Below are 19,764 nucleotides of genomic sequence, written 5' to 3'. Positions count from 1 at the left end.
CATGGCTCCCGAAGGTGCCGTGCGGTCACAGCGCGAGCGGCCTGCCGGTCAGACCGTAGGAGCGGCCGTCGATGTGACGTGCCGTCAGTTCGGCGAGGAGCGCTTCCTCCACCGGGTCCGGCAGCGGGCCGGGGTGGGCGCCGGACGTGCGGTGCAGGGCGGCCCTGGCCCAGGCGGGGTCGGCGAGGAACGTGCCGGGGACGGCGTGGCGCCAGACCTGGAGACAGGCGGTGCGGCCGAGGAGGCGGGTGTAGCGGGCGACGAGGTCGTAGTGGCCGGGGCGGGCGTCCACGCCCAGCTCGACCGGGGACAACTCGGCGCAGCGGGCGCCCAGTCGGGCCAGCCGGAGGGAGTCGGCGCGGGCCGCGTCACGCAGGTCGGACACGTCCAGGTCCGCGTCGGCCAGCGCGTGCAGCGAGGCGCCGATGGGGTCGCGGCCGACGGCGTGCAGGGCGAGCCGGTCGAACGGCAGCGGCGGCAAGCCGGCGTCCAGCGCGAACAGTTCGGCCGGAGCCTCGGCCGTACCGCCCGGCTTGGCCCACGATCTGCGGCCCAGCAAAGGGAGTTGGGGCAGCAGGCTCATCTGGCAGGCGGCGCGCGCGATATGGCCGAAGCCGACCGGCGCGAGGTCGCGCAGCAGCTTCTGGAACAGCCCCGTCGGCCCCTCGCGGAGATAGAAGTGCGCGCCCAGCAGCTCGGCCAGCCGGTCCATCGCGTCCAGCAGCAGCTTCGACACCTCGAACTTCACCGCCGACGCGTACACGCTCGCCGCCTGCGGGACGAGGTGCAGCGCGCGGGCCCCGACCGCCGACAGCGCCTCCGCGCGCAGCAGGTCGGCGAAGACACCGGCCAGCGTCGAGCGGACGTGCGGGATGTCCATCGCCGTCGCCTCGTACAGCTGACGCCGCGTCAAGTGCCGTACGGCGATGCGCAGTCCGGTGTCCAGGATGCCGGTCATCATGGCGGGCAGGACGGTACGCGTGGTCTGGAGCGCCTTGAGCGCGCTCTCCAGCCCCGACCCGGTGGGACCGAGCACCGCCCTCGCGGCCACCGGCAGCCGATCGAAGACGAGCCCGCCGAGCTGGACGCCGCGCATACCGACGGTGCCGAACCGGGGGAGGTCGGTGACCTTCGCCCGGTCGGAGTCGGTGCGGTCCACGAGGAGCAGGGAGTGGCTGCGGGGGCCGGGGCGGGGGTCGTTACGGGCGAGGACGACGAGGGCGTCGGCGCGGGAGATGTTGGTGACGACCTCTTTGCGGCCGGTGAGGAGGAAGTCGGTGTCGGGGCAGGGGAATCGGACGGGTTCGGCCGCGAACTCCGTCCCCGCCATGTCGTTGCCGTGCGCCAGCTCGTGGAACGCGATCGCGATCCGCCGTCCCGCCAGCAGCGTCTTTGCCGCGTGCGCGGTCTGCCCCTTGTCGCCTGCCGTCCAGATGGTGACGCCCGCGATGAGCGAGCTGGCGCCGTGGCCGAGGCCCAGCGCGGGGTCGCGGCGGTACACCGAGCGCATGACCTCGACCAGGTGGTCGGCGCGGGCGAGCCGGCCGCCGAGCGCCTGCGGCACGAACTCCGCGTTCAGGCCGTACGCGTGGAGCGTGTCCTCACCGGCCGCCAGCATCTCCGCGCGTTCGTCGGCGGCGAGGATCGCGGCGGCGCCGGTGGGGTTGGCATCGTTGTCCAGGGCGCCGAGGAGCCGGTCCAGGGTGTCGGCCCGGGCGGGGGAGAGGCCGTGGTCGTCAGGGGTCTCCTGAGGGGGCGCGTCCGGTCCGGCGGGGTGCTGCCGGGTGATGTCCCGTTCGGCGGTGTCGTGCGGTGCGTGAGTCACGCGAGGCCCCCCAGGAGGCTGAACTCGGGTGCGGTGCGGTCGAGGAGGACGGTGGCGAGGGCGTCGTAGACCTCGAAGTCGGCGGTCCCGGCGTCGAGTTCGGCGTCGGGCCCGGTGTCGGGCTCGGCTTCGGCCAGCAGGGCCAGGCAGGCGCGCAGCCACAGGGCGTCGGTGCCCAGGGTGCCTTCGCGCAGGGCCGGGTTGTGCTGCCAGAGCAGGAGGCAGGCGGCGTTCGCGTAGGCCCGTTCGTAGCGTTCCGCCAACGTGAAGGCGGAGCTGGGGAGTCCGCCGGCCACCGGGACGAACTCGGCGGCGTCGACGGCCAGTTGCTCAAGGCGTTCGCGCAGCCGGCCGGTGAGCGCGGGGCCCGCCTCCTCGGCCGCCGCGGGCAGGGCCTGGACCGCGCTGCACCCGCCGACGGACAGCAGCGCGAGGCGCTCCCGGTCGAAGGGCGGCAGGCCGGCGCTCAGGTCGGCGGCGGTCCGCAGCCCCTCCGTGTCCACCTTGCGCTTCTTCAACTGGCGTCCCAGACGCGGGAGTTGATTGAGGAGCGCGGCCCGGTTGACGGCCGTGCTGCCGTCGAAGATGCCGACGATGCGATGGTCGCGCTCCAGCTTGGCGAAGCCGCCGCCGGGCGGGGAGGTGAGAAAGCCCCGTACGCCGAGGAGTTCACCGATCCCGGCCAGCGTGCGCTGGGTGAGCGCGGGCACGTACGCCTTGGTCAGCGCGGAGACGACGCTCAGCTCGCCGGGCAGGGCGTGCGCCGAGCGGGTGGCGAGGACGGTGACGGCCTCCGCGACCAGCGCCGCCGCCGCTGCCCTGCCGAGCGCCCGCCGCACGTGCGGGACGGCCGACAGCCGGCGCCCGTACAGCTCGCGGCCGGTCGCGAACTCCCTTGCCAGGCGCAGCGCGTGATCGGCGGCGCCCAGCGAGAGCGACGCGCACGCGGTGCGGGTGAGCTGGAGCGACTTGAGGACGACGGGCAGTCCGCCGCCCACCTCGCCGATCAGCGCGCCGGCGCCGACGCGGGCGCCGTCGAGGGCGAAGCCGCTGATGTCGGCGCCCCGGATGCCGTGGGTGCGGACCTTCGGCAGATCCCGCCAACTCCCGGGCTGCAACTGCTTCTTGTCGACGAGGAAGAGGCTGAAGCCGCGGGCGCCGCCGGCCGGGTCGGTGCGGGCGAGGACACAGGCCAGGCCGGAGCGGGTGGCGTTGTTGATGAGCCACTTCTCCCCGTTGAGCCGCCAGCCGCCGTCCGCGATCCCGTCAAGGCCGCCGCTGCCGCCGTCCGCGTCGGCGATCCCGTCCGAACTGCCGCCGCCCGCAAGCCCGTTGCCCTCAGGCACGGCGCTCAGCTCCCCCGCCAGCAGATCCGCCCCATGCCCCCGCTCGGTGAGCCCCCAGCACACCGGGTCCCCGGCGTGTACCCGCTCCGCGAGGGCGGCCGTCTGCTCGGGGGTGCCGGCGAGCCAGACCGGGACCGAGCCGAGGAAGGTCTTGCCGTGCGCGATGGCCACGGTCAGGTCGCGGCGGGCGACCGCGCGCAACATCCCTACGGTGGTGGGGAGTTCGGCGCCGGGCAGGACGTAGTGATCGGTCAGCCCGGCCGCGTCGAGGGCGTGGACCGCGGGCCCCGGGAACTCCTCGCGCTCGTCGTGCGCGGCGAGTCGGGCAGGCGCGAAGGCGTTGGCCTCGTGGGCGGTGAGCAGGGCGTCGAACGCGGCGGGCGCGGTCGCGGTGGTCATCGGCTCTCCTCCTCCCGCTGCTCGGCGCGGGCGGCCCGGTGCCGGGTCAGGGCCTCGGTGAGCTGCGGGTCCTCGCTGAGCAGGACCGGGTCGAGCTGCTCGGTGAGGTAGAGCTCGCGCATCGCGCGGCGCTGGATCTTGCCGCTGGTGGTGCGGCGCACCGAACGCGGCCTGATCAGCGCGACGGCGCCGACGGCCACCCCGAACTCCCGTGCCGTGGACTGCTTCACGGCCGCCGCGAGCGCCACCACCCCCGCGGAGCCGGGCTGTTCACGGGTCTCGTGGACGACGATGACGACGGGCTCGGTGTCGACGTCGTCGCCGCCGACCGTGAACACCGCGCCCAGCAGCCCGTCCAACTCCTCGTGCCGCTCGCGCAGTTCGTCCTCGATGTCGTGCGGGTAGAGGTTGCGGCCCCGGACGATCAGGACGTCCTTGCGGCGCCCGGTGACGAACAGGTCGCCCTCGTACCAGCCGCCGAGGTCGCCGCTGCGCAGGAACGGGCCGCGCCCGTCGGCGGTAAGGGCGCCGAACGCCTCCTCGGTGGCGGCCTCGTTGCCCCAGTAGCCGTGCGCGACACAGGGGCCGCCGAGCCAGATCTCGCCGATCCGCCCGTCGGGCAGCACCTCGTGGGTCGCGGGGTCGACGACGATCGCCTCGGCGCCGCTGTCGGTGCCGCAGCCGGTGAGCAGCCGCGCCTCCTCGTCGCCGGCGGCCGGGGTGAGGAAGCCGCGCTCCAGGGCGTCGACGCCGACGGAGAGGTTCAGCGGGGCGCGTCCGCCGGTGCCGGAGGCCATCAGGGTGGCCTCGGCGAGCCCGTACATGGGGACCATCGCCTCAGGCTTGAACCCGGCCGGGCCGAAGCGCTGCTGGAAGCGTTCCAGGGTGGCCGCGCGGACCGGTTCGGAGCCGTTGACGGCGGCGCGCAGCCGGGAGAGGTCGAGCGTGGCCAGCTGCTCGTCGGTGGCGCGGCGGACGCAGATGTCGTAGCCGAAGTCCGGCGACGCCGTCATCTGGATGTCGAGGTCGTCCATCATGCGCAGCCACTGGAAGGGGTTGCGCAGGAAGGTCAGGGAGTCCAGCTGGGCGTAGCCGCGGCCCAGGAGGATGCCGGGGAGCATCACTCCGATGAGGCCCATGTCGTGGTAGAGCGGGATCCAACCGCCGTACCGGGACGCGGAGTCCAGGCGTAGGGCGGTGGCGATGCGCTCGCCGTTGAGGGTGAGGTTGCCGTGGCTGACCATCACGCCCTTGGGGTCCCCGGTCGAGCCGGAGGTGTACTGGAGCAGCGCGATCGAGTCCGGCGTGAGCGCGGGCGCGGTCCAGGCGGCGGGGTCGCCCGCAGCGCTGTCGGTGCGGTCGGTGCAGTGCAGCAGCAGCCCCGGGACCCCGGCCTCGGCGGCCCACTTCTCCATGGTCTGCCGGTCGTCCTCCTGGGTGAGCAGGACGCGTACGCCGGCGTCGCGGGCGATCGCGGCGAGCCGGCGGTGCTGGTGGCCGGAGCGGGCCGGTACCGGCGCGGGGACCGCGATGAGCCCGGCGTACGCACAGGCGAAAAAGGCGGTCACGAACTCAAGTCCCGGCGAGTAGACGAGGAGTACTCGCTCACCGGGCGTGTAGCGCTCCTGGAGCCACGACGCGATACGCCGGGAATGCAGGTCCAGATCGGCGTAGCTGATATTCGAAGAACGGAGTTCGGTGGAACCGGATACAAAGATTGCGGCTGTTTCGCTCGGGTCGCGAGCTACTCGTTCCCGGAGTGACGTCATCAGTTCTCGCACGTCGTCGACCGTACGCCGGGTAAAGAGCTTAACTATCAAGAAGCGCCCATCGCGAGGTCAACGTAAAGTCAAAAGATCTTGAAACATCATTGGGATGCGGACGGGTTCCAGGCGGCGTATAAACGATCTTCGTCGAGAGAAAACCCCCTGTGAGCAGCGAGTTGGTGAGTCATGCCTGCCCCTACGGCGTCGGCCGTCCTTATGCAGGGCATATACAAGAACTTCCGCGGCAATCGGGCGCTGAACGGGGTGGATCTGGAGATCGAGGCGGGTGAGGTAAGAGGACTATTGGGGCCAAATGGGGCAGGTAAGACCACGCTGGTGAGGATTCTCACGACACTTCTCCGACCAGATTCAGGTGGCGCGCAGGTAAACGGGTTCAATCTGGTGGCGGAACCCGAAAAGGTCCGCTCCACGATCGGGATGGCCGGCCAGTATTCAACGGTCGACGGAATGCTGACCGGTCAGGAAAACCTGTTTCTCGTCGCCCGGCTGCGCGGCGCGAGCCGGCGTACGGCCCGTCGAACAGCCGATGAATTGCTGGCCCGTTTCCGACTGGAAAGCGCCGCCGCCCGCCCGGCCGGCACCTACTCCGGCGGGATGCGCCGCAGACTCGACCTCGCCGCCGCCCTCGTCGGCGCCCCGCCCCTCGTCGTCCTCGACGAACCCACCACCGGACTCGACCCCGAGAGCCGCCTCGACACCTGGGACGCGGTCGCCGAACTCGCCGCCGGCGGCACCACCGTGCTGCTCACCACCCAGTACCTCGAAGAGGCCGACCGGCTCGCCGACCGCATCACCGTCATCGACCGGGGCGAGGTCATCGCCGAGGGCACCAGCGACGGACTCAAGGCCGCCGCCGGACGCCGCATCGTCCTCCACGTCGCCGACGACACCCAACTCGACGCCGCCGCAGCGGCCGTGACCCGCGCCACCGGCACCCCCGCCGAGGCCGACCGCCGCGCCCGCCGCGTCGAAGCCGTCGTCACCGACGGCCAGGCCGCCCTCGCCCGCGCCCTGACCGCGCTGGAGACCGAAGGCGTCGAGGTCCTGGAGATCGGACTCAGCCGCTCCACCCTCGACGACGTGTTCCTCGCGCTGACCTCGAAAGGGCGCCGCAAGACACCCCAGGAGATGGCCAGTTGAGCACGTACACCGTGCGGCGCCCCGACCGCCCGCAGCCGTTCGCCGTCCGCCGCCCCCCGCTCGTCGGCGCCGTCATAGAGAGCGCGGCCCTCGCCACCCGCAACCTCATCCACCTGCGCCGCAGCCCCGGCCTGCTGGTCTCCTCCCTCGTCGAACCCGTCGTCTACGCCCTGCTCATCGGCTACGTCTTCGGCAACAGCCTCGGCGGCGGCGCCTACCGGGAGTACATGGTCGCCGGACTCATCGCCCAGACCGGCGCGTTCACCACCACGTACACCACCGTCGGCCTCGCCCGGGACCTCGAACAGGGCATGGTCGACCGGTTCCGCGCCCTGCCGGTCTCCCGCGTCGCGCTGCTCCTCGGCCGGACCGTCTCCGACCTCGCCACCTCCGCCGTCAGCATCGGCGTCACCAGCCTGTGCGGACTGCTGATGGGCTGGCGCCCGCACACCGGGGTCCTCGGCGCCGCCGCCGGATACGGCCTTGTCCTGCTGTTCTCCTTCGCCATGTCCTGGGTCGGCGTCTTCGTCAGCCTCATCGCCCCCAACGTGCAGGTCGCCGCCGGACTCGGCCTGATCTGGCTGTTCCCGGCCACCTTCATCTCCTCCGGCTTCGTCTCCGGCGCCACCCTCCCCGGACCGCTCGCCACCATCGCCGCCTGGAACCCGATCACCTCCGTCGCCAACGCCCTGCGCCACCTCTTCGGCAACCAGCCCCCGCCCGGCTTCCACCTCCAGCACGCCTGGCCCGCGAGCCACCCCGTCCTCTACACCGTCGCCGCCTCCCTGCTGATGATCGCCGTCTTCACCGCCCTGTCCACCTGGCGCTACCGCACCCGCACGAGCCGCTGAGAAACAGGAACCCCCATGAACAAACTGCGGCTCGGCCTCAACCTCGCCTACTGGGCCGGCAACAACGACGCGAGCAACCTCCCCCTGGCCACCCTCGCCGAAGAACTCGGCTACGCCTGCGTCTGGGTCTCCGAGGCGTACGGCTCCGACGCCGTCACCGTCCTGTCGTACCTCGCCGCCCGCACCTCCCGCATCGACGTCGGCAGCGCCGTCCTCCAGATCCCGGCCCGCACCCCCGCCATGACCGCCATGACGGCCGCCACCCTCGACACCCTCTCGGCCGGCCGCCTGCGCCTGGGCCTCGGCGTCTCCGGACCCCAGGTCTCCGAAGGCTGGCACGGCGTACGGTTCACCGCGCCCCTCGGCCGCACCCGCGAGTACGTCGGCCTCGTCCGCCAGGCCCTGCGCCGCGAACCCCTCGAACACCAGGGGAGACACTTCACGCTCCCGCTCCCCGACGGCCCCGGCAAAGCGCTCGCCCTCACCATCCGCCCGCCGCGCGAACACCTCCCCGTCTACCTCGCCGCCCTCGGCCCCAAGAACCTCGAACTCGCCGGCGAGATCGCCGACGGCTGGCTCCCGGTGTTCCTCACCCCCGACCACGCCGAGAAGCAACTCGCCCACCTGCGCGCCGGGTTGGCGAAATCGGGGCGCACCCTCGACGACTTCGACGTCGCCCCGACCGTCCCCCTCGTCACCGGCCGCGACTGGCAGACCTGCGCCCGCCGCGTCCGCGGCTACGCCGCCCTCTACCTCGGCGGCATGGGCGGACGCGACGACAACCACTACACCCAGCTCGCCGAACGCATGGGCTACGGCGCACAGGCCCGCGCCGTCCAAGACCGCTTCCTCGGCGGCGACTTCGCGGGCGCCATGGCCGCCGTCCCGCTCGAATTCCTCGACGCCATCGCGCTGCTCGGCCCGCGCGAGCGCATCGCCGACCGCATCGCCGCGTACGCCGAAGCGGGCGTCACCACCCTCAACGTCCTGCCCGTAGGCCCCGGCCTGCCCGGCCCCGACCGCGCCGCCGAAGCCTTGCGCACGGCGCGGGAGGCGGCCGAGTCGGCCGGAGTACTCGCTGATCCCTCGCTTTAAGGAGCCCCCACGATGACCGACGACACCCCCACCCGCCTGATCTGCCTCCCCTACGCGGGCGCCGGCGCCTCCTTCTACCGCCCCTGGACCGCCCTCGCCGGCGACGGACTGGAGATCGTCCCGCTCCAGCTCCCGGGCCGCGAACGCCTCATCGACGAGGACCCCTACACCGACGCCCAGCAGGCCGTCGACGGACTCCTCGCCCAACTCGACGGCACCGGCGGCAAAGTGGCCGTCTTCGGGCACAGCCTCGGCGCGGTCCTCGCCTACGAACTCGCCCACCGCCTCGTGGCCCGCCCCGAGTTCGAACTCGTCCACCTCTTCGTGAGCGGCTCCCCCGAACCCGCCAGCGGCCGCGAACAGCACGCCACCGGCCTGACGGACGATCAATTCCTGTCTCGCGTCGGCGAGTTCGCGGGCTACCACCACCCCGCCCTCGACGACCCCGAGATGCGCGAGATGATCCTCCCCGCCCTGCGCGCCGACGTCGAGATGCACGAGGCGTACACCCCGAGCACCGACCTCCCGCTGGACGCCCCGCTGACCGTGGTGCGCGGCGAGGACGACGACCTCGTCAGCTACGACGACGCCGAGGGCTGGAGCAAGGTCGCCGGACGGGACTTCGAGCACGTCGAGGTGCCCGGCGGCCATATGTACCTGACCGACGCGGCACCGGCGCTGGTGCGGCTGATCTCGGCGACTGTGCTGTGAAGGGGCGAGTTGAGCGGGAGCGAGCGGTGAAGCGCCGAGTTGGCGGGGAGCGAGCGGTGAAGCGGCGAGTTGATGGGGAGCGAGTGGTGAAGTCCTTTTCTTCCAGGGGGGTTTCTGATGCGGCTTGACGGTAAGTCGGTGCTGGTGACGGGTGCTGCGCGGGGGTTGGGGCGGGCGATCGCGGTGGCGTGTGCGCGGGAGGGGGCGGATCTGGTGTTGCTGGACATCTGTTCTGATCTGCCGGGGGTGCCGTATCCGCTGGGTACGCGGGGGCAGTTGGAGCATACGGCCGTGCTGTGCCGGGAGGCGGGGGCGGCGGTGCTGGTGGTGGAGGCGGACATCCGGGATCTGGCGGCTGTGCGGGGGGCGGTGGTCCGGGCGGTGGAGCGGTTCGGGCGGATCGATGTGGCGGTCAACAACGCGGGGATCGCGGCGCCTTCGGGGAAGCCGGTGCATGAGATCGGGGAGGAGGAGTGGGAGCTGATGATCGATGTGGATCTGTCGGGGGCGTGGCGGGTGATCCGTGAGGTGGGGAAGGCGATGTGTGCGCGCCGGTCGGGGAGCATCGTGAATGTGGCGTCCACGGCGGGTCTGGTGGGGTACCGGCATTTCGCGGGGTATGTGGCGGCGAAGCATGCGGTGGTGGGGCTGACGAAGGCGGCCGCGCTGGATTACGGGCCGTCGAAGGTGCGGGTGAACGCGGTGTGTCCGGGTTCGGTGCGGGATGACGTGGCGGTGGAGGGGCGGATGCTGGCGGAGATCGCGCGGGCGTTGGAGGTGCCGGTGCATGAGCACGAGAGGACGTTCGTGGAGGCGCAGCCGATGAACGCGTTGATCGAGCCGGAGGACATCGCGCAGGCGGTGGTGTTCCTGGCGTCGGAGGAGTCCCGGCAGATGACGGGGTCGACGCTGACCGTGGACGGCGGCTTCAGCGTCCGCTGAACGCCTGACGATTCTCTAGGAGTTGACCGTGTCGCTCGCCGCACGTTGCCATGCCGTCCGTGTCCCCTGGGTGGAGTCCGGGGGGCTTCCGTCGGGGGTGTGGGTGGATGAGGTGCCTGTTCCTTCGACGCATCCGCTGGCGGGCCGCCGGCGGGCCGCTGAGCTTGCCCGGCCGGGGGAGGGGGTTCGGCGGGTTCTTCTGCGTTATGCCGACGGCCAGGCTGATCTGATCGCGGTCGGGCCGCGTGGGGGGTGGGATCTTGGGGCGCTGACCGGGCTGGCTGTGGGTGCTGTGGGTGAGGGGGCTGGGGAGCTGGCGGCCGGGGTGCCGGGGTCGGGGAAGCCAGCGGCTGGGGAGCCTGGATCGGGAAAGCCGGGGTCGGGGAAGCTGGCGGCTGGGGTACCGGGGTCGGGGAAGCCGGGGGTGCCGGGGGAGTTGGCCGTGTCTCCCGTGTTCCAGCCGCCGCCCGCCTGGGGTTTGGCCGACCCGGCCGCCGCTCCCGTCCCGGTGACCGAGACCCTGGCCCGTCCCGGTGACGAGCAGAGCTGGCTGGCCGCGCTGGCCGTCACCCTCCACCGCTACGACCCCACGACCGCCCCCCTGATCGGCACCGACCACGGCACGTACACGGTCGAACTCACCGGCACCCTGGGCGCGTTGAAGCCCTCCCCGGCAACGGGTCCGGTCCTGGCGGGCCTGCTCTTCACCGCCGCCGAGGAGCACCCCGGGGCCGCCGAGTACGTCCCCTGCCTGGCCCCGCCCTTCCCGCTCACCCTCTCCGTCTTCCCCGCGCAGGACGGGAGCCGGCAGCTGCGCGCCGACCACCTGGCCGGGCATGTCGCCCCCGAGATCGCCGCCCAGTTCGTCCGGCACCTCACCCACGTGCACGAGCAGATACTCGGACAGCCCCAACTCGCCTTCGACGAAGCCGAATTGTTCGACGCGGCGGAACGGGACCGGGTGATCGCGCTCGGCCGGCCGGCACGGACCGTGTCCGGCTCCGGCGCCGTCAGCATCGTCGACGCCTTCGCGCGGATCGTCGAACGGGCGCCGGAGCAGGAGGCGCTGACCGACAGCGGCGAGAGACTGACATACCGTCAACTCGATGACAGATCCTCGGAGTTGGCCGGTGGTCTGGTCCGGCGGGGGGTCGTGCCCGGGGAACGGGTGGGGGTCTGTCTGGAGCGGACCACGGAACTGGTCGTCGTACTCCTGGCCGTGCTGAAGGCCGGAGCCACTTACGTCCCCATCGACCCCGCCTACCCGGCGGAGCGGATCTCGAACACCGGGCAGGACGCGGGACTCTCGGTGGTCGTGACCCGGACGGCACGCTTCCCGGAGGGCGCCCGCTGCACACCGGTCAGCCCGGACGAACTCCGCGCGCAGTCAGCCGAGTTGACTCTGCCAGCTCCTTCGGGTGACGACCCCGCGTACGTCATCTACACCTCCGGCTCCACCGGCCGCCCCAAGGGCGTCGTGATCCCGCACCGCAACGTCCTCGCCCTGATCGACGCCACCCGCGACGAATACGGCTTCGACGGGAGTGACGTGTGGACCTGGTTCCACTCCGCCGCCTTCGACTTCTCCGTCTGGGAGATCTGGGGCTGCCTCCTGACCGGCGGACGCCTCGTCGTCGTCCCCTACTTCGTCTCCCGCGAACCCGAGACCTTCCGCGACCTGCTCGCGAACGAGAAGGTGACCGTCCTCAGCCAGACCCCCTCCGCCTTCGCCCAGCTCCTGGACACCGACCACCGCGGACTGGGGGTGCGGGCGGTGTTCTTCGGCGGCGAACCCCTCGACGCGCGGATGCTGCTGCCCTGGCTGGACCGGCATCCCGCCTGCCGGATGGTCAACATGTTCGGGATCACGGAGACGACCGTCCACGTCACCGAGCAGACCCTCACCCGAGGTCAGGCCCTCGCCGGCTCCCGCTCCGTCGGCCCGGCTCTCCCCGGCTGGCACCTCTACGTCATGGACGAACAGGGCCGCCTCCTCCCGCCCGGCGCCGCGGGCGAGATCTGCGTCGGCGGCGCCGGAGTCGCCCGCGAATACCTCGGCCGCCCCGACCTCACCGCCCAGAAATTCCGCCCCGACCCCCACACCCCCGGCCGCCTCTACCGCAGCGGCGACCTCGGCCGCCTGCGCCCCGACGGCCGCCTCGACCACCTCGGCCGCATCGACAGCCAGGTCAAAATCCGAGGCTTCCGCATCGAACTCGACGAGATCCGCAACGTCCTCCTGGAGGATCCGGCGGTCCGCGCGGCAGCGGTCGTCGTCCGCCGAGACGACCCCGCCGACGCGGCCACCGCCCGCATCGACGCCTACGTCACCCTGGAACCGGCCGGGGACACCACCGCCGTGCGGGAACGGGCCGCCGGCATCCTGCCCGACTACATGCTTCCGGCCGCGGTCACCGCACTGGAGTCCCTCCCGCTGACCGTCAACGGCAAACTCGACACCACCCGCCTCCCCGCACCGACAACACCCCGCCCGGCGGAAACCCCGCCCGCCGCCGAGGACGACGACCTCACCACCCAACTCCAGCACATCTGGAGCGAGATACTCGGCGTCCCCGTCGGAGTGGACGACGACTTCTTCGAACTTGGCGGCAACTCCCTCTTCGCGGTACGGGTGGGAGCGGCACTGCGGGCGAAGGGGCTGCCGGCGCTACGGCTGCGGGAGCTGTACCGCAACCCGACGATCAGAGGGACGGTCGCGGGGCTGCGAGGGGAGTAAAACGGCTGGGCGGGGCTGAGGTCCGGAGCCCTGGGGGCTGACCTCGGGGCTCAACTCCGCCGGCTGACGCTCTGCCTCGGCGGGCGGGGGCTGGCCTTCGGGCTCAGCCTCCGCCCGGCTTTGGACTCGGCCTGCCCGCCCGGCAGATCCTCGGCCGCAAGCCGCAAGCCGCAAGCCGCAAGCCGCAAGCCGCAAGCCGCAAGCCGCAAGCCGCAAGCCGCAAGCCGCAAGCCGCAAGCCGGCCCGGCTCAGCCCGCCAGCCCGGCGATCCTCGGCCGCCCGCCGCCCGCCGCCCGCCGCCCGCCGCCCGCCGCCCGCCGCCCGCCGCCCGGCTCTGGGCTCAGCCCGCCAGCCGGCAGATCCTCGACTGCCTGCTGCCTGCTGCCTGCTGCCTGCTGCCTGCTGCCTGCTGCCTGCTGCCCGGCTCAGCCCGCCAGCTCAGCAGACCCTCCGCCGTCCGCCGTCCGCCGTCCGCCGTCCGCCGTCCGCCGTCCGCCGCCCGGCTCTGGGCTCAGCCCGCCAGCCGGGCAACCCGGCGATCCTCGGCCGCCTGCCGCCTGCCGCCTGCCGCCTGCCGCCTGCCGCCCGGCTCAGCCCGCCAGCCGGGCCGCCCGGCAGATCCTCGACTACCTGCCGCCTGCCCCCGTCGCCAGACACCGCGCAAGACGCGAAACGCCCACGGCATACGCCGCGTGGGCTGGGTTTCGGGCTCAGCCCCGCTAGCCCGCCAGATCCTCCGCCGCCCGCCGACAGACACCGCGCAAGGAACGCGAAACGCCCACGGCATACCCCGCATGGGCTGGTCGAGTGGCGCGCGCCGGAGGCCGATGTGTCGGCCCCCGGCACGCACGCGCGGACGGAGACGATCCCGCCATGCAGGATCCGTTCGACCACCCCCTGGCCCACCCACCACCGACCCACCCGCCGCCGACTTGCACCACGGACGACCAGCCGTCGCCCCACGCCGCAGACGACCCACTGCCCGACGCCCCCCACCCGCCGCCGGCCCACGCCACGAACGACCCACCACCGACCCACCCACCACCGCCCCGCGCCACGAACGCCCCACCACCGCCCCACGCCGCAGACGCCCCCCGCCCAACACCCCCCACCCACCGCCACCCCACCCCACGAACAACCCACCACCACCCCACCCCACAGACACCCCCACCCAACACCCCCAATCACCGCCCCACCCCCACCAACTCCCTGATCCGCCCAAGCAGATCCGCCACCCCGCCCCGCCGCTGATAAGGCCGCAAATGCTGAACCGCCGCCGTCAGCCGCTGATCAGCCCGAGCGGAGTGCAGCGCCGGGTAGACATCGACCAGCGTCTGCCAGTGAGCGACAGCGGCGTCGAGGTGGCCGAGGCGCAAGTGGGTCTCGGCGAGCCGCGCGCGGGTGAGTGCGGCGGGCAGCCGTTCGGCGGGGCTGCGCAGACGTAACGAAGCGGTCAGCGCGTTGAGGGCGCCGGCGTGGTCCCCCAGCGTGGCGAGGGCCTGGGCCCGCTGGAAGTGCAGGGCGCCCGCCGGATAGCTGCTGAAGGGGCCGGGCTCGGAACCGCCCTCCGCATGGAGGTGTTCCGCGCGGACGAGCGCGGCGACGGCCGCGTGCCGGTCGTCGTGGGCGCGCTGCACGGCGAGATGGATGTGGGTGTACGCGCGCACGGCGGCCGGCGCCTTCAGCGCGTACTGGTCGGCCTGTTCGGCGAGGTGCAGCGCCGCGGGGGTGTGCCGGCCGAGGTCATGGGCATGGGCGGCGGTGGTGCGCAGCGCGATGGCGAGGGTGGCGGGATCGTCGGCGTCGGCGGCGAGGCGGGCGGCGATCTGGTGGTAGTGCTGGGCGAGGACGTGATGGGCGCTGTCGGCGCACATCGAGCCGAGCAGCAGGGCGAGTTGGGCGGTGGCGGTCAGCAGGTCGCGGTGCACCTGGGCGGTGGCCGGGCGGTGCAGGAGGGGCGCGACCTCGTGGTCGAGGTAGGCGGCGAGGGCGCTGCGCACATGCAGTCCGCCGTGCTGGTCGGCCAGAGCGGCGAACACCGAGGTCATGGCCCGCAGTTCGGCGAGGTCGCTCTCCGTGGCGCGGCGGCCGGGGCGCGCCGGCTCGGCGGGCGGCGCAGGGGCGGCGGCCTGGAGCGGCAGCGCGAGCGCGGTCGCGGTGAGGACGCCCGTACCGAGCAACGCCCGCCGGTGCGGGTCGAGTTCGGCGCGGGCGAGCTGGAGGAGTTTGCGCAGGGGATCGGCCTCCCAGGCAGGGTCCACGAGCGGGGCCGGTGCTTGGGTGAGGCCGGCCTCATGCGTCGTGATGCGCCTGCCCAGGCGACGGGAGAGACATTCCAGGATCAGGGCCGGTACGGGCGGCCGGGGCTGGGCGCCGTCCAGCCAGCGGCGCACCGTGGTGAGGTGCACGACCAGGGTCACGCCCCGTTCGGCCGCGACGTCCCGCAGCGCGGCGGCGAACTGGGAGGGGCCCCAGCCGGGCCGCCTCCAGCAGGGACGGTCGAGCCGTCGGGGTCGGAGACCTTCGCGGACAGGGTCGGGGTGTACGACGTCACGTACCGCTTGCCGTTGTAGGTGTTGACGGCCGACGGGGACACGGCGGCCGAAGCCGGCGTCGTCGGGTAGGAGTTGTAGGTGACGACCAGCTGCGGGGCGTACCCGGAGGTCGTGTAGTTCGCGGAGCGGAAACGGCGCCAGGTCGTGGAGTCGGTCTCGGTGGCCGCGCGCAGCTGGATGCCGTAGTTGGCGGAACCGTCGGCCCAGGCCTGCACGATCGACTGCATGTTCCAGTTCGACCAGGCGGCCGGGCAGGACGAGGAGTAGCCCCAGTGCCCGGTGTTGGTGGCCATGCCGGTCGTGGTCGTCGTCGGCTGGGCGGACCAGGTGACCGAGGAGGAGGACCAGGTGGAGGTGATCCGGCGGGCCTGGGTCGCGGCGCCGGTGGTGGCGCAGGTCGCGGAGTAGTAGTTGTACAGCTTCATCGTCGCGGCGGTGATGTGGGTGCCGGCGAACTTCGAGACGTCGAACTTCAGGTAGGCGCGGGCGGTGTCGCCGCCGCTGTCGTACGTACCCGACTTCAGCTCCTGCGAGGAGACCTGGGAGTCGGGGTAGTCCGGGGTCTGCACCCAGGTGTCGGTGGTGACCGCGAGGGTGGAGGTCGGGTCGACGGTCACCGGGTAGACGGCCGTGTCGAGGAAGCCGGCGTCCGGGGTGAGGACGAGGGTCTGGGAGCCGTCGCCGGCGGTCTCGACCTTCGTCGTCACCTGCTGCTGGTGCGCGGACTCGCCGGAGGCGGGGTCCTTGCTCGCGTCCCACATCATCGGCGCGGGCGCCTCGGCGACGAGGGTGCCGCCGGAATCCTTGAGGAGGAGGTGGCCGGAGTCGGCCTGCGCGAGGACAAGTCCCTTGAGGTGCAGCGGGATGCGGTAGCTGACGGCCTTGTCCGCCGGGCGGCTGTCCAGCGTGATGTTCTCCGAGAAGCCCTGCGCGAGCGCGGTCGCCGAGAGGGTCTGGCCGCCGCCGAGGTCGTAGGAGGCGGTCGCGTCCTTCACCGTCGGGGTGGGCAGCTTGTCCGTCCAGCCGAGGCCGAAGGACTCCTTGCCCTTGGTGACCGAGGCGAGAGCGGTGTCACCGCCGTTCGACACCGCGATGTCCGCCGCCGCTGCCTGGGGTTCCAGGCTCTCGCCGGTGTCGGAGAGATCGGTGTCGATGGCGTGCCAGGTGCCGTCCTGCTTCACGCGGACCGGACCCGCGTACGCCTCGGTTTGCAGGCTGCCGTCCGGCAGCGCGTAGGTCGTGGAGTCCGTCGTGCGCTCCGAGAGGACCTCGATCCTGCGGTTCTGTAGACGGGCCGTCAGGAGGGCGGAGGTGGGGTCCGCTGCCTCCGCCGCGCCGTAGTGAGGGGTCGTCGATACGCCGGCGGTCGTGGAGTCGTCCGGGAGAGCCACCGCTGTGCCGGTGCCGGCGAGGGTGAGGGCGGTTTCGGCCACGAGGACGGTCGCGGTCACCATGCCTATCGCACGTGTCCGGGAGCCGGACCGGCCGAAAAGGCTCGGTCTGGCTACATGGGGACTTTGGGGTGGCTGTGCGTGGTGTCAAGTGGGGGTAAAGGTGACCGGTGGGGGCCTGTGGTGGTTCGGGGGCTGGGCCTTTGGTGGGGTGGAAAAAGGGGGATGTTTCGCCCAGTTGCGGTGTGTGGCCGGGATTGGTCGTACCTTCGCCGCGGGTGTGACTTTGACTAAGGCTTTATGGGATATCGGCTCAATGGTGAGAAACGGATATCAAAGGTAAGTGGGGTGCGGTTGGGGTGGCCGCGCGTTGCCCGTGTCCGCGGACGGGTCGGTGTGCCCCTGCGTGCCGGGCTGTCCAAGAGCGGAAGATCTCTTTACGGTGGATGCCTGGTCAGGCTGTTGGCGAGCGGTGGAGTGAAAGGGGCGCGGTGGAAACCGAGTTGGTGGCGGTCGCGGCAGCGGCGGCGACGTCTCTGGTGAATCTGGCGGTGTCGGAGGCATGGGAGTGGGGCAGGACGCGGCTTCCCCGGCTGCTGCGCCGCCGCGGCGCCGACGACGCCGGAGAGGACCTGCGGCAACTGGCCGTGGCGCGCTCGGCGGGTGACGAGGAGACGGAGACGCTCCTGAGGGGGACCTGGCGGGACCGCATCCTGGACATCCTCACCACCGACCCCGCCCGCGGTGAGGAACTCCTGCGGCTGCTGGCCGAGCTGGACCCGGGCAACGCCCCCGTTCTGCTGAACTTCGTCTCCGGCGGGATCAACTACGGCCCGGCCTTCCAGGGTTCGGTCATCAACGGCGACATCACCTTCCAGGTCCCGGCCCCCGCCCGGGCCGACGAACGGCTGCGGCCCGACCAAGTCCCCGCGGTGACCTCCCGGTTCATCAACCGCTCGGTGGAACTCGCCCGTATCGACGAGTCGTTGGACACGTCGGAGCGAGTGGTGGCGGTCGGAGTGGTGCGGGGGATGCCCGGCATCGGCAAGTCCGCGCTGGTGCGCCGGTGGGCCCACAAGGAGCAGGCGCGTTTTCCCGACGGACAGCTCTACGTCGACTTCGGACTCCTGCACGGCACGGCACCGGCCGCGGGCGGTGATGTCTCCGAGGCGCTGGCCATGGTGCTGCGGGGCCTGGAGGTGGCCGACGAGTTCATGCCCGCCTCCCTGGCGGAGCGCATGAACTTACTCCGCTCCCGGACAGCGGGCCGGCGCCTGCTCGTCGTACTGGACGGCGTCAGCCAGCCGGCCCAGGTACGCCCGTTCATCCCGAAGGGACCCGGCAGCGTTCTGCTGGTCACCAGCCACCGCCGGCTGGGCGAACTCGCTCTGGACGGCGCCCGGCCGATCGACGTCAAGCCGCTGGACCGGCACGGCGGGCTGGCCCTGCTGTCCGACCTGTGCGGCCCGCACGCCGTGGAAGCCGACCCCGACACCGCCGGACGCCTCGTCCACCTCTGCTCCGGGATGCCTGTCGCGCTGCGGATCGCCGCCGCCCGCCTGCACGCCGAGGACGGTATGACGCCGGCGGACCTGGTGGCGGAGCTGGCGGACGAGAACGGCCGGCTCGCCGGTCTGTCCCTCGAAGAAGGAGAGCTGTCCATGTCCGCCGTACTCGGACCGTCCTACCGGATGCTGGCACCCGACGCGGCCCGGCTCTACCGGGTGCTGGGCCGGCTGCCGGCCGGCCCGGTCGATGCCGCTGTGGCCGCTGCCGCCGCCGGTATCGCCACGGCCGAGGCCCAGCGGCTGCTGGTGCGGGTCCTCGCCACCGCCCACCTGGTGGAGAAGACGCCGGACCACCGCTTCCGGATGCCCGACCTGGTCCGGCTGCACGCCCGCGAGCGGGCGGAGCAGGAGGAGGCCGCCGGTGAGCACACCGCCGTGATCCGCCGGACGGCCGAGCACTACCTGGCCCTGACCGCGTTCGCCGACCGGGCCGTCCAACGCGACCGGCTGCGGATCGCCGACCTCACCGAACTGCTGGAACGCGCCGCCGACCCGTTCGCCGCGCCCGGCGGCCCCGACCCGCTGGAGTGGCTGGACGCCGAACGCGTCATGATCCTCGCCGTCCTCCACGAGGCCGCGCGGCATGAACTGCACCACCTGGTATGGCCGTTGGCCGAGGCGTTCACGATCCTGTTCCTGCACCGCCGTCACCTGGGGCCGTGGAAGGAGTCGTCGGAACTGGGCGTGGCGGCGGCGCTGGCGGCGGGACGGTCGGCCGTCACCGCCGAGGACGTGGCGAAAGCGGCTGCCGCGGAGGCCCGTATGCGCAGCATGCTGTCGCGCCCGCTGATGGACCTGAAGGAGTACGACCGGGCGGGCGCCGAACTCGAAGCGGCCGTCGCCCGCGCCGAGGTGACCGGCGCTCTCGTTCTCCAGGCCTCGGTGCAGGAGTTCCTCGGCCGCTACCTGGACCGGACCGCCCCCGCGCGGGCGGCCGAGGTCTACCAGCGCTCCCTCCAGCTCAACATCCGGGCCGGACAGCGCCGGGGCGCGGCCATCGCGCGCTTCTTCCTCGGCTGCGCCCAGGACACCCAGGGCGAGCACGCGCAGGCGCTGGCCACCCTGAGCCAGGCCCGCACCGACCTGCTCGACGGCGACGAACCCGACGAGAGGATGGCCGCCCGGGTCACCGCCGCCCTGGGCACCGCCCACGCGCATCTCGGCGACACCGAGACGGCCGTCACCGAACTGAGCGCCGCCGCCGACACCCTGAACCGGCTCGGCGCACACCATTACGAGGCCCAGGCCCTCACCCGACTCGTCGGCATCGCCCAGGAAACCGGTGACTCCGCACAGGTACGGCAGTGGCTCACCCGGGCCCTCGCCATCCACACGGCCAACGGCAGCCCCGAGGCGGAAGCCTTGCGGGAGCGGCTGGACGCCCTGGACGACGAAGCCTGAAGCGGCTTTCGGCCCT

Annotated in this window: 12 protein-coding genes; 7 read left to right on the top strand and 5 right to left on the bottom strand. The window is 72.5% G+C overall.

Annotation, left to right across the window (positions count from 1 at the left end):
* Window positions 1-25 precede the first annotated feature (25 nt).
* From ACYUD3_RS10410 to ACYUD3_RS10400, 3 genes are read right to left on the bottom strand one after another with little or no spacing between them, the layout of a single operon-like run.
* Window positions 26-1,825, bottom strand: coding sequence for an acyl-CoA dehydrogenase (locus tag ACYUD3_RS10410; RefSeq protein WP_470967088.1), 1,800 nt, complete (start codon window positions 1,823-1,825; stop codon window positions 26-28).
* On the bottom strand, window positions 1,822-3,570 hold the full coding sequence (locus ACYUD3_RS10405) for an acyl-CoA dehydrogenase (RefSeq protein WP_470967085.1): 1,749 nt from the start codon (window positions 3,568-3,570) through the stop codon (window positions 1,822-1,824). The genes ACYUD3_RS10410 and ACYUD3_RS10405 overlap by 4 nt, the downstream gene beginning before the upstream one ends.
* On the bottom strand, window positions 3,567-5,339 hold the full coding sequence (locus ACYUD3_RS10400; RefSeq protein WP_470967424.1) for a fatty acyl-AMP ligase: 1,773 nt from the start codon (window positions 5,337-5,339) through the stop codon (window positions 3,567-3,569). The genes ACYUD3_RS10405 and ACYUD3_RS10400 overlap by 4 nt, the downstream gene beginning before the upstream one ends.
* A 183-nt stretch (window positions 5,340-5,522) precedes the next feature.
* Here ACYUD3_RS10400 and ACYUD3_RS10395 point away from each other — a divergent pair, with 183 nt between their 5' ends.
* The 6 genes from ACYUD3_RS10395 (at window position 5,523) to ACYUD3_RS10370 (ending at window position 12,833) form a co-directional block, all read left to right on the top strand.
* Entirely contained in the window at window positions 5,523-6,497 is a 975-nt protein-coding gene (locus ACYUD3_RS10395) for an ABC transporter ATP-binding protein (RefSeq protein WP_470967083.1), read from the top strand.
* Entirely contained in the window at window positions 6,494-7,348 is an 855-nt protein-coding gene (locus ACYUD3_RS10390; RefSeq protein WP_470967081.1) for an ABC transporter permease, read from the top strand. The genes ACYUD3_RS10395 and ACYUD3_RS10390 overlap by 4 nt, the downstream gene beginning before the upstream one ends.
* Before the next feature lie 24 nt (window positions 7,349-7,372).
* Complete coding sequence (locus ACYUD3_RS10385; protein WP_470967421.1) at window positions 7,373-8,443, top strand: LLM class F420-dependent oxidoreductase; 1,071 nt, start codon at window positions 7,373-7,375, stop codon at window positions 8,441-8,443.
* A gap of 12 nt (window positions 8,444-8,455) precedes the next feature.
* Window positions 8,456-9,154, top strand: coding sequence for a thioesterase II family protein (locus ACYUD3_RS10380; RefSeq protein ID WP_470967078.1), 699 nt, complete (start codon window positions 8,456-8,458; stop codon window positions 9,152-9,154).
* Window positions 9,155-9,271: 117 nt separating this feature from the next.
* Window positions 9,272-10,096 (top strand): SDR family oxidoreductase, encoded by an 825-nt coding sequence (locus ACYUD3_RS10375; RefSeq protein WP_470967076.1) that lies wholly within the window; start codon window positions 9,272-9,274, stop codon window positions 10,094-10,096.
* A 70-nt stretch (window positions 10,097-10,166) separates the two neighbouring features.
* Complete coding sequence (locus ACYUD3_RS10370; protein ID WP_470967418.1) at window positions 10,167-12,833, top strand: non-ribosomal peptide synthetase; 2,667 nt, start codon at window positions 10,167-10,169, stop codon at window positions 12,831-12,833.
* Between the two features lie 1,184 nt (window positions 12,834-14,017).
* Here ACYUD3_RS10370 and ACYUD3_RS10365 read toward each other — a convergent pair.
* Both ACYUD3_RS10365 and ACYUD3_RS10360 read right to left on the bottom strand, forming a co-directional pair.
* Window positions 14,018-15,253, bottom strand: coding sequence for a tetratricopeptide repeat protein (locus ACYUD3_RS10365; protein WP_470967073.1), 1,236 nt, complete (start codon window positions 15,251-15,253; stop codon window positions 14,018-14,020).
* On the bottom strand, window positions 15,250-16,842 hold the full coding sequence (locus ACYUD3_RS10360; RefSeq protein WP_470967071.1) for a DNRLRE domain-containing protein: 1,593 nt from the start codon (window positions 16,840-16,842) through the stop codon (window positions 15,250-15,252). The genes ACYUD3_RS10365 and ACYUD3_RS10360 overlap by 4 nt, the downstream gene beginning before the upstream one ends.
* Before the next feature lie 428 nt (window positions 16,843-17,270).
* Between ACYUD3_RS10360 and ACYUD3_RS10355 the strand changes: the two genes are divergently transcribed.
* Window positions 17,271-19,748, top strand: a complete 2,478-nt coding sequence (locus tag ACYUD3_RS10355; RefSeq protein ID WP_470967068.1) for an NB-ARC domain-containing protein — start codon at window positions 17,271-17,273, stop codon at window positions 19,746-19,748.
* The last annotated feature ends 16 nt before the right edge of the window (window positions 19,749-19,764 follow it).

The sequence above is a fragment of the Streptomyces sp. AMJ-169 genome, assembly GCF_055597585.1.
The sequence above is the reverse complement of the archived record's forward strand: the minus strand, read 5'-3'. Positions and strand labels throughout refer to the sequence as shown.